Source organism: Autumnicola musiva (genome assembly GCF_031846585.1).
GTDB classification, from domain to species: Bacteria; Bacteroidota; Bacteroidia; order Flavobacteriales; family Flavobacteriaceae; genus Autumnicola; species Autumnicola musiva.
Window position 1 is genome coordinate 246317 of the sequence record NZ_JAVRHK010000002.1, and the last position, 15189, is coordinate 261505.

General features: G+C 38.4%; 12 protein-coding genes. 7 read left to right on the forward strand and 5 right to left on the reverse strand.

Annotation, left to right across the window (positions count from 1 at the left end; genetic code table 11):
- The first annotated feature begins 155 nt into the window (after nucleotides 1–155).
- From RM539_RS03480 to RM539_RS03490, 3 genes are read left to right on the forward strand one after another with little or no spacing between them, the layout of a single operon-like run.
- Nucleotides 156–707, forward strand: a complete 552-nt coding sequence (locus tag RM539_RS03480) for a hypothetical protein (protein WP_311502045.1) — start codon at nucleotides 156–158, stop codon at nucleotides 705–707.
- A 2-nt stretch (nucleotides 708–709) separates the two neighbouring features.
- Nucleotides 710–2134, forward strand: a complete 1425-nt coding sequence (locus tag RM539_RS03485) for a DUF5723 family protein (RefSeq protein WP_311502046.1) — start codon at nucleotides 710–712, stop codon at nucleotides 2132–2134.
- Nucleotides 2135–2176: 42 nt separating this feature from the next.
- Nucleotides 2177–2998 carry a hypothetical protein gene (locus RM539_RS03490; RefSeq protein ID WP_311502047.1) on the forward strand — a complete coding sequence of 274 codons (822 nt, stop codon included), beginning with the start codon at nucleotides 2177–2179 and terminating at the stop codon, nucleotides 2996–2998.
- A 68-nt stretch (nucleotides 2999–3066) separates the two neighbouring features.
- Here the strand turns inward: RM539_RS03490 and RM539_RS03495 are convergent, their stop codons facing one another.
- Nucleotides 3067–4341: a replication-associated recombination protein A gene (locus RM539_RS03495; RefSeq protein ID WP_311502048.1), complete on the reverse strand. Its 1275-nt coding sequence runs from the start codon at nucleotides 4339–4341 to the stop codon at nucleotides 3067–3069.
- Between the two features lie 77 nt (nucleotides 4342–4418).
- Between RM539_RS03495 and RM539_RS03500 the strand changes: the two genes are divergently transcribed.
- Nucleotides 4419–5174: a rhomboid family intramembrane serine protease gene (locus tag RM539_RS03500; protein WP_311502049.1), complete on the forward strand. Its 756-nt coding sequence runs from the start codon at nucleotides 4419–4421 to the stop codon at nucleotides 5172–5174.
- Here the strand turns inward: RM539_RS03500 and rlmB are convergent.
- The 4 genes from rlmB to RM539_RS03520 form a co-directional block, all read right to left on the reverse strand.
- On the reverse strand, nucleotides 5171–5905 hold the full coding sequence (gene rlmB, locus RM539_RS03505; RefSeq protein WP_311502050.1) for a 23S rRNA (guanosine(2251)-2'-O)-methyltransferase RlmB: 735 nt from the start codon (nucleotides 5903–5905) through the stop codon (nucleotides 5171–5173). The genes RM539_RS03500 and rlmB overlap by 4 nt on opposite strands.
- A gap of 94 nt (nucleotides 5906–5999) precedes the next feature.
- Nucleotides 6000–6974, reverse strand: coding sequence for a hypothetical protein (locus RM539_RS03510; RefSeq protein ID WP_311502051.1), 975 nt, complete (start codon nucleotides 6972–6974; stop codon nucleotides 6000–6002).
- A gap of 11 nt (nucleotides 6975–6985) precedes the next feature.
- Complete coding sequence (locus RM539_RS03515; protein WP_311502052.1) at nucleotides 6986–8524, reverse strand: SusD/RagB family nutrient-binding outer membrane lipoprotein; 1539 nt, start codon at nucleotides 8522–8524, stop codon at nucleotides 6986–6988.
- 12 nt (nucleotides 8525–8536) lie between these two features.
- Nucleotides 8537–11680, reverse strand: coding sequence for a SusC/RagA family TonB-linked outer membrane protein (locus RM539_RS03520; protein ID WP_311502053.1), 3144 nt, complete (start codon nucleotides 11678–11680; stop codon nucleotides 8537–8539).
- A 430-nt stretch (nucleotides 11681–12110) separates the two neighbouring features.
- Between RM539_RS03520 and rpsL the strand changes: the two genes are divergently transcribed.
- The 3 genes from rpsL to fusA all read left to right on the forward strand — a co-directional run bounded on the left by rpsL (nucleotide 12111) and on the right by fusA (nucleotide 15179).
- Nucleotides 12111–12485 carry a 30S ribosomal protein S12 gene (gene rpsL / locus RM539_RS03525; protein WP_010230128.1) on the forward strand — a complete coding sequence of 125 codons (375 nt, stop codon included), beginning with the start codon at nucleotides 12111–12113 and terminating at the stop codon, nucleotides 12483–12485.
- Nucleotides 12486–12581: 96 nt separating this feature from the next.
- Nucleotides 12582–13058 carry a 30S ribosomal protein S7 gene (gene rpsG, locus RM539_RS03530; RefSeq protein WP_311502054.1) on the forward strand — a complete coding sequence of 159 codons (477 nt, stop codon included), beginning with the start codon at nucleotides 12582–12584 and terminating at the stop codon, nucleotides 13056–13058.
- Nucleotides 13059–13067: 9 nt separating this feature from the next.
- A complete protein-coding gene (gene fusA / locus RM539_RS03535) occupies nucleotides 13068–15179 on the forward strand; it encodes an elongation factor G (protein WP_311502055.1) in 2112 nt (703 codons plus the stop codon).
- Nucleotides 15180–15189 lie beyond the last annotated feature (10 nt).

Consider the following 15189-nt stretch of genomic DNA (forward strand, 5'->3'; position numbering starts at 1 on the left):
AATCAGGAGATGTGCTCCTACATTAGTTATTTCTGTGCCCGCAAAAAAGAACGGTGTAAGACAAATTAAAACGTTAAAATAACTTCTAAAATTTTTATAAATTTTAAGTTTTACTAATTTCGCCAATATAATAGTAATCTCTAAGTCAGATATCTATGTGCGAGCGTTTAACATTTTTTAAAAGGTTTCTTGTAATCCTGTTGGTGGTGATTTGTGCGGGCTGTGTAAAAGATGTAGACCTGAACCAGGCAAAGGATATTACCCTGAGTCCGGACCTTCAGACCAATTTAGTGCTGTATGAGGTAGGGGAAACAGATTTTGTTGATCCTGATACTAAGCGAATGCGTACGGTAATAAGGGACACTGTTCGACTGGAATTTCTGGATGACGATTATATTCAGAATGATTTGGAATCTGTAGAGTTTTATTTTAGAAATATTAATACCTTCCCTCAGGTCTTTTTAAATAAAGTACATTTTTTATCAGCCTCGGGCAGGAAACAATTTAGCGTAAATTATCTCGTTTCTCCTGGAAGCGAAGATGATCCGGTTACAACTGAAAGAATTGAAGTGATGGGGAAAGAACGGGTAACACAGGTTAAAAATTCAATTTTCATGGTAATCGAACTTGAAGTCCAGCCAAATGAAGAAGATTTTAAAGGCGATCTTGAATTTGCTTCAAAAGGACTTTTCAAGTTTGAATTTTAGCTATGCAGCGACTTTTTGTTGTTTTTTTTCTGATTTTTTCTAAAATTTCCATTTCTCAGAATAAACCTTTACTATATAATGTAGATGCTCTTCCACAAACGCTTTTAAGCAATCCGGGAGCCGAAATTAATTTCAGAGGGCACATTGGGATGCCCTTTTTTTCGCAATTCCATATTTCTGCGGGTTTTACCGGTGTTACACTTTTTGATATTTTTGATGATTCCAATCCAAACGTCAACTTGCGGGTGCGAAATGCTATTCGCAATTTAACCCCGCAGGATTATTTTTCAATTAACGAGCAGTGGGAAATTTTCTCTTTTGGATGGAAACTCAATCGCAGGGATTATCTTTCTATAGGTGTTTATCAGGAAACCGATGTTTTTTCTTATTTCCCTAAAGATCTGGCAATTCTTATAAATGAGGGTAACAGCAGTTACATTGGTCAGCCATTTGATTTTTCCCAGGCTGCTTTTACGGCAGAAGTACTTGCTGTTTATCACATGGGGCTTACCAGGCAAATCAATGATAAGCTAATAGTGGGGGTGAGGGGGAAACTCTATTCCGGTATTTTTAATGTTGAAAGCACTAATAATCAAGGCACATTTACCACCACGCTTAACAACCAGGGAGCAACCGGCATTTATACTCAAACTGCATCTAATATTGATGTACTTATAAAGACTTCAGGTTTTGCACCTTTAAATAATGCAGAAGGAAATACTGTAGAACAAGCCGCGGCCGATGTGTTGAAGCGGTCCCTTTTTGGTGGCAATGTTGGAGTAGGGCTTGATATTGGTGCTACTTATGAAGTTAATGAGCAATTTAAGGTGACCGGAGCCGTTCGGGATATTGGTATAATGTTTCAGCGTACCGATGTGGAAAATTACCGGTATTATGGCGATTATCAAACAGAGGGGCTTGAACCCTTATTTCCCGAATTGGATGAAGATGAAGAAGCTATTCCTTACTGGGATTTGTTTGAGGATGAAGTTGACGAAAATTTGCAGGACGAGACACTTTATGATTCCTATACTACCTGGAGACCGGTAAAATTTAATACGTCTATGGAATTTGGGTTTGGAAGAGCCCTGGTTCCCTGTAATTATCGTCTTAGGGAAGAAGTAAGATACTTAAATGCCGTAGGTATGCTTCTTTCCGGTGTAAAACGTCCAAAGGGAATTACACTTGCATTTTCGGCATATTACGACAAATTAGTGACTGAAAAATTTGGCTTTAGGGCAATGTACAGTATAGATGATTATTCTTTTACCAATATTGGGGCGATGGTGCACCGTACTTTCGGCAACTTTAATGTGTACATGGCAGCTAATAATTTGTTAGCTTTTCCTAATTTAGCGAAAGCCAACGGAACTTCAGTTCAATTAGGATTGCAGTTTATTTTTGACAGAAGGCTGGGCTATTATTAAGATTTATGTTATAGTTCAAGATATTTAAAAATCATACTAAAAATGAAGAAATTATTATCTGTATTTTTGCTGATATGCTCTTTTGCATCAGCAAATGCTCAGGACCTTAATGATTATCAATATGTAATTGTTCCGGAAAGTTTTGAATTTTCTGACTCTAAAAATGAATATCAGTTAAACGCCCTCACCAAATTTTTACTGGAGAAATATGGGTTCAAAACTGTTATGAAATCAGCAGATAAGTCAGCTGTGCTTCAGGGAGATCCCTGCCGGGCTTTATATGCAGATGTATCAAATGATTCCGGTCTTTTTGTTACTAAATTGAAGCTTGTCTTAAAGGATTGCTACGATAAAGTAGTTTATGAGTCACCGGAAGGCAGGAGCCGGGAGAAGGATTTTAAAGTTGCATATCAGGAAGCATTGAGGAATGCTTTTTCTTCATTGGAAGAACAGGGGTATGAGTATAATAATTCTGTAAAAACACAAGAGACAGAAGATATGAATGGTGAAGTAGCTGTAGAAACGCCTGAAAGTGAGCAGGAAGTTGTGCCGCAAGAGCAGGAAGACCGGGAGGTGGAAATTAAAAAAGAAGTTTCGGCTGATTTTGTAGCAGGTAAATACTTTGTTTTAGACAATGCTGAATATTATCTCGAGAAAACCGGGGAGGGCTACTCTTTTCATCAGAAAGGTATGGCAGAACCTTTCGCTGCTTTAATAAAATCTGAAAAAGATAATTCATTTATATATTCTTCAGTAACCAAACAGGGTCTGGCTTACTTTGACAATGCAGGAAATTTGGTAGTGGAATATTTTGATAGAAATCAAAATAAAACGGTAAAGTCAGTGTACGCACTTCAGGATTGATCCTTCAATTTTGAAGGCTTGTTACTATTGAACTCCAATGTTGAAAGCTTTAATTTTCAGAAAAATATTTAATAGGGGTATTTATTTTTCCAACGCTTTTTTAAAAATTCACGCTGGGCATTTTCCCTTTGGTTATGTCCCGGATTGTAAAGAATGGTATTCTTTATCTCTTCGGGTAAAAATTCTTCCTGGGTAAAATTTCCCTCATAGTTATGGGCATACTTGTAGCTATCTCCATAGCCAAGATCTTTCATTAATTTGGTAGGCGCATTTCTTATAGCTAAAGGGACAGGTAAGTTGCCTGTTTTTTTAACCAGGCTTACAGCATTGTTAATAGCCATGTAAGCAGCATTACTTTTTGCAGAAGTCGCCAGATAAGTAGTACACTGGCTCAGGATAATTCGTGCTTCGGGATAACCTATGGTATTAACAGCCTGGAAGGTGTTATTAGCAATTACCAGGGCAGTGGGATTGGCATTTCCAATATCTTCGCTTGCTAATATGAGCAGTCTTCGGGCAATGAATTTTACATCTTCTCCGCCTTCTATCATTCTGGCCAGCCAATAAACCGCAGCATTGGGATCGCTGCCCCGAATAGATTTAATAAAAGCAGAAATAATGTCGTAATGTTGCTCTCCTGTTTTGTCATACAAGACAGTATTCTGCTGTACCTTTTCAAAAACCAGATCATTGGTAATTTCTACTCCTTCTTCAGAAGAAGTTACCAGTAATTCAAAAATGTTAAGAAGTTTACGGGCATCTCCGCCACTAAGCCGTAGAAGTGCTTCGGTTTCCTTTAGTTGAATTTTCTTTGCTGCAATGGTATTGTCTTCAGCAATGGCACGGTTTAACAGAGCAATAAGGTCTTCTTTGGTAAACGGCTTTAAAACATATACCTGGCTCCGGGAAAGGAGTGCAGAAATGACCTCAAAACTAGGATTTTCAGTTGTTGCTCCAATTAATGTCACCCATCCTTTTTCTACTGCACCCAATAAAGAATCCTGTTGTGATTTGCTAAAGCGATGAATTTCATCAATAAATAAAATAGGACTTTTGGTGGTAAAAAGTCCGTCACTTTTTCTGGCTTTTTCAATTATTTCCCTAACGTCTTTTACACCGCTGCTAACTGCGCTGAGTGTAAAAAAAGGACGTTCAGATTCAGTAGCAATAATATTTGCCAAAGTGGTTTTACCTACCCCGGGAGGGCCCCAGAAAATCATGGAAGGAATTATTCCCTGCTTTAACTGCTGCCGTAATGCTCCTTTTGGGCCTATAAGGTGTTGCTGACTTAAATAATCTTCCAGTTTCTTTGGCCTTAAACGCTCTGCTAATGGTTCATTCATGCTGCAAAATTAGTAATTATGATGACAAAATATCATCAAGTCTGTGTTTGGTTGCTTTTTTGATATATTGGATTGAGATGAAACAAAAACCTGATCATTCCAGTCCATTTATTTTTTCCCCAGGTGTGGTGGCCTATCCTGTTATTTTTGTTTTGACAATATGGATCGTTTTCTGGTTTGAAATAAAGTTTGGGTATGATTTTAACAATTTTGGAGTTTATCCCAGGACATTTGAGGGTTTAAGAGGAATTCTTTTTTCTCCTTTTATTCATGGTAGTATGAAGCATTTGTTTAATAATACCATCCCGCTTTTTGTATTATCAATGGCTTTGTTCTATTTCTATAGGAAAATAAGCTGGCAAATTTTAATTTACGGGCTGTTGCTTTCCGGATTAATGACCTGGATTATTGGACGGCCCTCGAACCATATTGGAGCCAGCGGATTAATTTATGTATTGGCCGCATTTCTTTTTTTTAAGGGAATTTTTTCAAAACATTATCGCTTAATTGCCTTATCACTTATTGTTGTTTTTCTCTATGGCGGAATGTTATGGTATGTAACCCCTATTGATCCAGAAATTTCCTGGGAAGGACATCTTTCCGGATTGGTAGCCGGATTATTCCTTTCTATTGTTTATAGGAAGAACATAGTGAAGGTTCCAAAATATGAATGGGAGAGACCTGAGTTTAAGGAAGAGGACGATGAGTTTATGCGGCATTTTGATGAGAACGGGAATTTTATTGAGAAATTACCAGGTGAAGAAAAGGAGGAGCCGGAGGAAGAGTTATTTTATCGGTATACCTATAGAAGTAATACTGAAGGAGAAGATTAAAGTCTTTGTCTTACCGCCTCGTACAATACAGCACCACAGGCTACGGAAACATTCAGTGACTCTGTTTTTCCCAGTAGGGGTAGTTTAGCTTTATAATTCACAGTTTTTAATATAGAATTGCTTACTCCTTTAGCCTCATTTCCCATCACTAAAGCTGTAGGTTTCCTGAAATTTATCTCGTAAATAGTAATATTTGTCTTTTCTGTAGCAGCCACTAATTGGACCTGAGAGGTCTGTAGGTAAAATAATGCATCTTTAATATGATTTACTTTGCAGATAGGAATATTAAAAGCAGCTCCGGCTGAAGTTTTAACTGCATCGGCGTTAAGAGGCGCTCCTCCTTTTTCAGGAATAATTATTCCGTTAACGCCACAGCATTCTGCAGTTCTTATAATCGCTCCGAAGTTGCGTACATCGGTAAGCTGGTCCAAAAGTAGGAAGAGGGGAGTGGAGGTAAGGCTGAAAGCTTTTTCAACCATCTCTTCAATAGATTGGAAAGCGATAGGAGAGATAGTGGCTACCACTCCCTGATGGTTTCCTTTACTGAGTTTATTTAGCTTTTCTACAGGAACGTAGGAAATATTGTATTCTTCTTTTTTTATCTTTTGTTCCAGCTCCTTAATAAGGCTTCCGGAAAGATCCTTTTGAAGATAAATTTTATCGATATTTTTCCCGCTGTCGATAGCTTCTATAACTGTACGTATTCCAAATATTCTTGTTGTCTCGCTCATATGGCAAAGTTAGGATTAAAATTGATTTCCAAAAGGCAGCAATAAAAAAACCACCCGGGTTGGGTGGTTTTATATTCTTAAGAAGAAAATGGAATTATTCTGTTGTATCTTCTCCTTCTCCTTCTCCTTCTCCTTCTCCTTCAGCTTCTTCTTCTTCTTCAGTATCTGTGTCTTCATTTGAATCTGTTCCTTCTTCCTGAACTTTTTCAAAAATGATTCTAAAGGATCCAAAAGACCCAGCATTAACAGTATAAGCTGATGTAATATCTAGGTTACCAATACAATTTCCAGGTGAAGCACTTGATGTTCCGCTACCTTCCCAGCTCAAATCACCATATTGGGTTCCACCTAAATTATTGTAGTTAAATGCTACCTGTTTAGGGATTGTTAAATTCCCTGTGTTTGGATCCACATCTACTACAACGTCATATCCCGGGGAGTGACCTGCAACATTTTGCAAGGTAATTTGATTGTCACCAGGCCCGGCAACTACTTCAAATGGTACAGGATCTCCTGAATAAATTCCAAATTGATCAGTTGTAGCTATATAAGTACCTGCGTAGTCAGATATATTGAAAGGGCATGCATAAGCTAAATTTACAGCAAGCTCTTCATTTTTACCATTTATTACCACATTGGCATCAGAAGAAATTTCTGTTATTGTTAAATTCAAAACGGGAGTTTCATCTAACGGGGCCTCTAACCCATCAGTAATGATTGTAATTGGTAAATCCTTTGGTAAATCGTCCCCGGGAGAGATAGTCATTGTGGTTGACTCTAGCCGGTAATGAACTCCTTCAATAGCCGTTGAACTAGGGTCTACACTAATTTCTACAGTTACAGGTTCCTGTATCTCATCATAGGTAGGTCCTATTATGTCAACAGGTATTCCTCTTTGAAATTCCTCCCCATTAGTTTCTGCACCAAGTATTATACTTTCGTCAGTAAAACTAACAAGATTTGGACCCTCACCATAAGAGTCACTTATAACGCTATCGTCTACCAGACAGGATGTTAAGGACATGCTTAACAATCCTGCTAATAGGAAATAAATATTTAATTTTTTCATCTTTATCTTTTTTAATTTGCCCAAAATATTTTATCGGAGAAAGCATCTGGTTGTGCAGGTACGTTACTTGCATTAATAGATCTTTCAGACGAAGGGTAGGATAATCTTACCGGCCTGTTGTCTCCAGGGGCTAACCTTGAAATTGGTAAATCATCTGGATATCCTGTTCTATTAAACTCTATCCAGGCTTCAAATCCATTAATCCCATTTAAAGCGATCCATTTCTGAGTGATGATAGCTTCTAGTTTATCGCTTGAAGCGGTCCATCCAACATTTTCAATATTCTGTGAATAATAGTCTGCAGGATCTGCTTCCAGTAGTTCCTCAGGTGTAGAAGGATCATTATCACTGTCAACTAAGTCCATTGTTTCCAGATATTCGAATGAGGCGGCTATACCAGATTCATATAAGGCCTGAGCATCATCGTTTAGATATCCTTTTAAAGCCGCTTCAGATTGAAGAAAATAACTTTCTGCAGCAGTTAGAATAGGAGCATCCTGTTCTGGAGATTTTAGTAATCCAGGCCCTAAATTGGAAACAAATTCAGAAGTAAATTCATCTGGATAAGCCTGTAATCCCTGAGTTACTCCTTTATGACCTGAATCTGGTTCTTCGTATATATAATTTATACGGGGATCGTTAGTATTGCTTAACATATCCAAAACAAAAGGGGTGGCTGTTGTCGCCTGAAAATTATTTTGAGTATTTCCGGCAACAGTAAGTCCAAAGCTTCTCCAGAAAGGATTTTGTTTTCCTTCCTCATTTTGATAGCCAGGATTTACAGATGCATTTTCAGTGATGAAACCGGACCCTTGATCTATAATTTGGTTAATCTCTTCCTGGATATAGGCTTGTTTATCGCTTAAGCCAGATTCTCTTATAAGAATCCTTAACTTAACTGTATTGGCCAATCTTTTCCACGCTTCCATATCTCCCTGATACATAACATCGGCTGCGCCTGGGTTTAAAACATTTTCTACATTATCGGCTTCGTCAATCAAATCAATAGCATCTGATAGATCTACAATTAAACTATCATATACTGCCTGTGCATCATCGTATGCCGGGGTGGTATTATTACCTCTCTGGAGAGCTTCTGTATAAGGAATATCGCCATAAGCATCTACCAGCATCTGGAAGTGGTAAGACATCATTACTTTGGCAATGGCTTTGTAATTGTTATATGTAGGGCCTTCATAATTTAGAAGTTCCTGATAATTCCTAAGAGATTGGTTATAGGAATCATCCCAAATTTGATCATAAAAATTTGCATTGGCGAGATATTGGAATTCATCATAATACCAGGAATAGCCATCGGCCTGGCTCCAGTTGTAAACCATTAAATTACCCAGTGTATTGGCATGCCGGGCTCCGGCAGCATCATAGAATATAAGATTGGCAGAATATGATTGGGCAACCGGAAGTATTAAATCCGGGCTGACTGACGTTGGATTATTTGGATCATCATTCATGTCCAGATAATCGTCGCTGCATGAGGTGACACCTAATGCAGCCACAAGCAGGATGAAATATATACTGAAATTTTTCATTTTCTAAATTTTTTAAAATTCGATATTAACATTAAATCCATAGGACCTTGTTGGCGGAGACTGAAGATAACCACTGATTCCCTGAGTGTTGGTGTTAGCAAAAGAGTTGTTAAATTCAGGGTCAGAAAATCTATTTTCTTCAGGCAACCACGTAACGAGATTCCTTCCTACCAAACCTATAGATATTTTAGAAATTGCTGTATTTTGAAATAAAGAATTTGGTACTCTGTAATTCAAAGCAACTTCCCTTAGCTTCAATGCTGTAGCATCTCTTACATAATTTTCTTTAATAACATTATACTGGTCAGTCCAATAGGTCTGTAGTCCTCCATTAACAGGAATATTATTGTTTTCCACATAAACTGGATCACCGTCAGCATCAGTTCCATTTTGATAAACCGTATTAGGAACAACAAAATCACGGCGGTTGGCAGATACGCTTTCCTGAGATCTTCCTGTAAACTCCATTAAATCGGCTAACTGAGAGTAGAATACGTGGCCGGTACGATAATCGAGTGTTGCAGCTAAGCTAAAACCTTTATACCGAAAAGTGTTAACCAGTCCCACTGTATAGTCAGGTGTAGTTTTTCCGAATGCTCTTTCTTCACCACTACTAACAGGATATCCTGTATTAGGGTCTATTACTATTCTTCCCTGTGGATCTCTCTCATAAGCTATCGCTTTAACTTGTGGGAAGGCCATCCCTTCTATAGCATGAATTCCGTAACCTCCGGAATAGGATGCGATTGAAATTTCAGTAGCATCAGGATTGTTAGGGTCCACATCTACAACCGTAGTTTCAAAATGCGTAAAGTTTGCATCTATATTCCATGAGAAATCATTACTCTGTACCAATCGTGCCCCCAAAGAAAATTCATAACCTTCATTCTTAAGTTCTCCTAAATTTGTGGCAAGGGTATAACTACCGGCAGATGGCGCGGTAGAAGTCCGAGTAATTAGATCCTCGATTTTAGTATTAAAGTAAGAAGCGTTTAAGGTTATCCTGTTGTTAAGGAAACCAAAATTGGCGCCTAGCTCTATACTGCTAACCTTTTCCTGCTTAATGTTAGGGTCTACAGCAGTATTCCCTACGGTAAAACCATTAATATTGCCATATGGGAATGAAAGATCGTCATAAGCAGTTTGCCCTGGACCCGGCTGTATAAAAATTTCATTTGTCTGATAAGGATCAAGATCATTATATACAATAGATCCATTAGCTGTTAATTTTAAATAATTTAGAGCATTTCCTTTAATTGCTGGAATGGCTTCTGTAGCGATAAAAGATAGACCAGCAGCAGGATAAAAATAACTGTTGGCGTTGTCTTCAAAAGGTAGTGTTGATGTCCAGTCGTTTCTACCTGAAATATCTAGGAATACGAATTCCCTAAAACCTAACGTGAAATCACCATATACCCCGTAGTAACGCTCGTTTTCTTCATTTACATTTCCTACAAGGGCTCCTGTTCCATTTGAAATGTCATAAAAACCTGGAATACTTAAATTGTTAGCTCTAACAGATTGGAAGCTATACTTGCTAGTGAAATTTGAAGCTCCCAGAATTGCTCTCAGGCTAAAATCTTCTGACAGATCAAATTCACCTGTTAACAAAAGGTCACTGGTGTACTGAAGAGATCTGTACTGACTTTCTTCAACAAATGAAGATACAGGATCAGGCCTTGTATATGCCGTAGTATAATTTTGTTCTGCTCTCCATTCTTGGCCTAGCCCTGTGGTAGAGTTAACACCTAATCTTCCTGTTAAATTCAGCCATTCATTTATATCCCAGGATGCCTGTAAGTTGGAAACGAACCTTTGAGTTTCATCATTATCCCTGTTGGTATCTACTGCCCAATAAGGATTTTGATAATATCCGTTATAGTATCCATCAGGAGAGGCATATAAATCATTCTGCCAGTCTCTATAGTTACTTAAAGGTATATTATTGGGAGTATTTAGAACAAACCAGTAAAGAGGCCTTTCCTGAGATCCTATGTCATCTCCAACAACGCTTGTATTATCACGGAAATATGTAGAATTTAGATTTAATTCCAGGTTACCAACTTTTTGGCTCGCATTAACCCTGAAAGTTTGTCTTTCATATTCATCTCCGGGTACAATACCCTTAGTAGTCTGGTCTCCTATTGAGGCATAAAAACTGCTGTTTTCACCACCACCGGATGCATATACAGTGTTTTGTAATGTAATACCGGTGTCATAAAAATCTTTTAAGTTGTCTTCTACCGCGGAATATGGAAGCTCCTGAAAAGATCCATCCTCAAAAGTAGGTCCTACCTGTCTTACCGTCCCGTCAAATCTAGGGCCCCAGTTAGTGTTTTCTATTGGTTCATAAGCACCCTGCCATCCTGTACCATACTCATTTTGAAAATCAGGCATATAAGCTACTTCCTGAAATGTGGATGTAGTAGTTACTCCAACGGTAAAGCGATCATTAAAAACACCTCTTTTCGTATTGATAATAATAGCCCCATTTGCAGCCTGAGAACCATAAAGAGCTGCTGCGGTTGCACCTTTAAGGATGTTCATATCCTGAATATCATTAGGATTCAAATCATTAAAAGCTCCTGAGGTGGCTATAGCTCCATCAATTACATACAAAGGAGTACTTCCCTGGGAAATTGAGCGAAAACCACGAAGATTAATTTGGGTATCAGGGTTAACACCATTGTTTTGAATATTAACCGCCATACCTGCAACTTTACCTACTAAACCTTCAGTTGCAGTAGTGGGTTGGGAGATGTTAAGCATTTCATTGTCCACCTGTTCTGTTTGGTAGGCAATTTCTTTTTGTTCTCTCTCAATCCCCAGAGCAGTTACAACAACTTCGTCTAACTGTGCCGCATCTGTTGAAAGAGTGGCATTAATTTGATTGTTGTTACCTACAGTGTATTCTGCTGTTTCCATTCCTATAAACGAAAAAACCAGAACATCTCCCATCGAGGCTTCAATGGCATAGTTTCCATCAAAATCTGTCTGTACACCTGTTGATGTTCCCTGAATTATAACATTTACCCCCGGTAGCGGTAAACCGTCTTCATCAGTTACCGTCCCCGTGACGGTCTGTTGTTGTGCAAATGTTAGCTGCACAACAAACGCCAGTAATAGCGTTAAAATACTACTTAACTTTGTTTTCATTTTAAAATTTATTTGAATTAGCCAACGCCAAAAGTGGTAATAAATGGTTAATTAAGCAAGTAATTATTTTTAAATGTTTTAGCAGTATCAATAATTTGTTAATTTTTAATGCTATATAGTTAATTTACAGTTTCTAAGCACAGAATTGTAATTTGTTAAATTATTAGGCGAGGGTTTAAAAACAGAAATATTTTTAGTGGAAAATCGGTGAAATGCAAGATTTGTTAGAAAAAATTTAGGCTTTAGCTCGCTTCTTTTAATTTTCTTTAAGTGATTTTAGATGAATGTAGGGGCAGATAAATGATTAAGTGGAGAATTAGCTTCTTGAAAATTAATAATTTATCATTTGAATTATTCGGTTTTATTTCTACCTTTGCAAACCTTTAAAAAAGGGAGGTAAAATTTAATTAATAATTAGGTAAGAGAAATTATGCCAACAATTTCACAATTAGTACGAAAAGGAAGAGCTAAAATAACCAAGAAGAGTAAATCGGCTGCTTTGGATTCGTGTCCTCAAAGGAGAGGTGTTTGCACGAGAGTGTATACCACTACTCCTAAAAAACCTAACTCGGCAATGAGAAAAGTTGCCAGGGTGAGGTTAACAAACGGAAAAGAGGTGAATGCCTACATTCCGGGAGAGGGTCACAATTTGCAAGAGCACTCGATAGTATTGGTTAGAGGTGGAAGGGTGAAAGATTTGCCTGGAGTTAGGTACCACATCGTGCGTGGAGCTTTAGATACCGCTGGTGTTGAAGGTAGAACGCAACGTAGGTCTAAGTACGGAGCAAAACGCCCTAAGAAGTAAAAATCAGTTAAAAGCTGCTTGTTCAGGCAGGGGTTGAAAGTTAATAGTGGAAACATTATTAATATTAGACATTAACAATTAACTCAAAAAGAAGAAATGAGAAAAAGACAGGCCAAGAAAAGACCACTTTTACCAGATCCTAAATTTAATGATCAGTTAGTTACGCGTTTCGTTAACATGATGATGTGGGATGGTAAGAAATCGGTTGCCTTTAAGATTTTCTACGACGCTATTGAAGTTGTAGAGCAAAAGAAACAAGACGAGGAGAAAACCGGATTGGAAATCTGGAAAGATGCACTTTCTAATGTTATGCCTCATGTAGAGGTTAGAAGTAGGCGTGTTGGTGGTGCTACCTTCCAGATCCCGATGCAAATCAGGCCGGATCGTAAAGTGTCAACGGCTATGAAGTGGTTGATTAGCTTTGCCCGTAAAAGAAATGAAAAATCTATGGCGCAGAAACTAGCTGCAGAAGTTCTTGCTGCTGCCAAAGAAGAGGGTGCTGCAGTTAAGAGAAGAGTAGATACTCATAAGATGGCGGAAGCTAACAAAGCATTCTCTCACTTTAGATTCTAAAAATACAACATGGCACAAAGAGATTTAAAATTTACTAGAAATATCGGGATTGCAGCTCATATTGATGCGGGTAAAACTACCACTACAGAGCGAATTCTTTATTATACAGGTATAAGTCATAAAATAGGTGAGGTGCACGATGGTGCGGCTACCATGGACTGGATGGAGCAGGAGCAGGAGCGAGGTATTACTATTACTTCTGCGGCTACTCATTGTACCTGGCCTTACAGAGATCAAGATTATACAGTTAATATTATTGATACTCCCGGGCACGTTGACTTTACCGTTGAGGTAGAGCGTTCTTTACGTGTGTTAGACGGGGTGGTGGCTTTGTTTTCAGCGGTAGATGGGGTTGAGCCTCAGTCAGAAACTGTATGGAGGCAGGCAGATAAATATCGTGTTCCACGTCTTGGCTTTGTTAATAAAATGGACCGTCAGGGAGCTGACTTCTTTAATGTTTGCCGTCAGGTAAAAGAAATGCTTGGTGGTAATCCGGTTCCTCTTCAGGTTCCAATTGGAGATGAAGTTGACTTTAAAGGGGTGGTTGATCTTATTTCAAAGAAAGCTATTATCTGGAATGATGAGGATCATGGGATGACTTATGATACTATTGATATTCCGGAAGAGCTTCAGGAAGATGTAAATAAATATCGTACAGAGCTTGTAGAGGCTGTTGCTGAATATGATGAAGCGTTGATGGAAAAATTCTTCGAGGATGAAAATTCTATCACCGAAGATGAAATTATAGCTGCGCTTCGTGCTGCAACTATAGATATGTCCATTATCCCAATGATGTGTGGTTCAGCATTTAAAAATAAGGGTGTGCAGGCAATGCTTGATGCAGTTATGCGTTATTTGCCTTCCCCGGTAGATGTTGAGGCTATTACAGGTACAAATCCTGATAGTGGTGAGGAAGAAAGCCGTAAGCCTAATGTGGATTCACCTTTTTCTGCGCTTGCGTTTAAAATTGCAACCGATCCTTTTGTGGGTCGTTTAGCATTCTTCCGTGCTTACTCAGGTACTCTTGAAGCTGGGTCTTATGTGTTAAATGTCCGTTCAGGTAAAAAAGAGCGTATTTCCAGAATCTATCAGATGCACTCTAATAAGCAAGAGCCTATTGATAAGATTGAGGCTGGTGATATTGGAGCTGCTGTAGGCTTTAAGGATATTAAAACAGGTGATACGCTTACAGATATGAATAATCCTATTATTCTGGAATCCATGACTTTCCCTGCACCTGTAATAGGTATTGCAGTTGAGCCTAAAACTAAGGCTGATGTTGAGAAAATGGGAATGGCACTTGGAAAACTTGCTGAAGAGGATCCTACTTTTACTGTTAAAACTGATGAGAATTCTGGTCAGACAATAATTTCCGGTATGGGTGAACTTCACCTGGAGATAATTATCGACCGTATGAAACGGGAATTTAAAGTAGAGGTTAATGTCGGTGAGCCTCAGGTAGAGTACAAAGAGGCTGTTCGCAGAGATGCAGATCAAAGAGAGGTTTATAAAAAACAATCTGGTGGACGTGGTAAGTTTGCTGATATTGTTTTCACTATGGGGCCAGTAGATGAAGATTTTGAAGGTGAAGGTCTTCAGTTTATTGATTCTATTAAAGGTGGACGTATACCTAAAGAATTTATTCCTTCTGTAGAGAAAGGTTTCCGGGAAGCAATGAGAAACGGGCCGTTAGCTGGTTTTACTATGGATACGCTTAAGGTCGAGCTTAAGGATGGATCTTTCCACCCAGTGGATTCCGATCAACTTTCATTCGAATTGGCCGCAAAAATGGGTTATAAGGCCGCTGCTAAACAGGCAGGTGCTGTTATTCTTGAGCCAATAATGAAAGTGGAGGTTGTAACTCCGGAAGAAAATATGGGTGATATAGTTGGGGATCTTAACAGAAGAAGAGGTCAGGTTAATAATATGTCAGACAGATCTGGAGCAAAGGTGATTAAAGCCGAAGTTCCACTTTCAGAAATGTTTGGATATGTTACTACTTTAAGAACACTTTCTTCAGGTAGGGCAACATCAACTATGGAATTTTCTCACTATGCTGAAACTCCTTCAAATATTTCTGAAGAAGTAATGAAAGCAGCAAAAGGAGCAGCTAACGAATAATTTTAGGAAA

What these genes read in the sequence shown, in the direction of transcription:
- RM539_RS03510 (WP_311502051.1), bottom strand. Translation starts at nt 6,974, where the DNA reads ATGAAAAAATTAAATATTTATTTCCTATTAGCAGGATTGTTAAGCATG.
- rpsL (WP_010230128.1), top strand. Translation starts at nt 12,111, where the DNA reads ATGCCAACAATTTCACAATTAGTACGAAAAGGAAGAGCTAAAATAACC.
- rpsG (WP_311502054.1), top strand. Translation starts at nt 12,582, where the DNA reads ATGAGAAAAAGACAGGCCAAGAAAAGACCACTTTTACCAGATCCTAAA.
- fusA (WP_311502055.1), top strand. Translation starts at nt 13,068, where the DNA reads ATGGCACAAAGAGATTTAAAATTTACTAGAAATATCGGGATTGCAGCT.
- RM539_RS03495 (WP_311502048.1), bottom strand. Translation starts at nt 4,341, where the DNA reads ATGAATGAACCATTAGCAGAGCGTTTAAGGCCAAAGAAACTGGAAGAT.
- RM539_RS03500 (WP_311502049.1), top strand. Translation starts at nt 4,419, where the DNA reads ATGAAACAAAAACCTGATCATTCCAGTCCATTTATTTTTTCCCCAGGT.
- RM539_RS03485 (WP_311502046.1), top strand. Translation starts at nt 710, where the DNA reads ATGCAGCGACTTTTTGTTGTTTTTTTTCTGATTTTTTCTAAAATTTCC.
- RM539_RS03490 (WP_311502047.1), top strand. Translation starts at nt 2,177, where the DNA reads ATGAAGAAATTATTATCTGTATTTTTGCTGATATGCTCTTTTGCATCA.
- rlmB (WP_311502050.1), bottom strand. Translation starts at nt 5,905, where the DNA reads ATGAGCGAGACAACAAGAATATTTGGAATACGTACAGTTATAGAAGCT.
- RM539_RS03520 (WP_311502053.1), bottom strand. Translation starts at nt 11,680, where the DNA reads ATGAAAACAAAGTTAAGTAGTATTTTAACGCTATTACTGGCGTTTGTT.
- RM539_RS03480 (WP_311502045.1), top strand. Translation starts at nt 156, where the DNA reads ATGTGCGAGCGTTTAACATTTTTTAAAAGGTTTCTTGTAATCCTGTTG.
- RM539_RS03515 (WP_311502052.1), bottom strand. Translation starts at nt 8,524, where the DNA reads ATGAAAAATTTCAGTATATATTTCATCCTGCTTGTGGCTGCATTAGGT.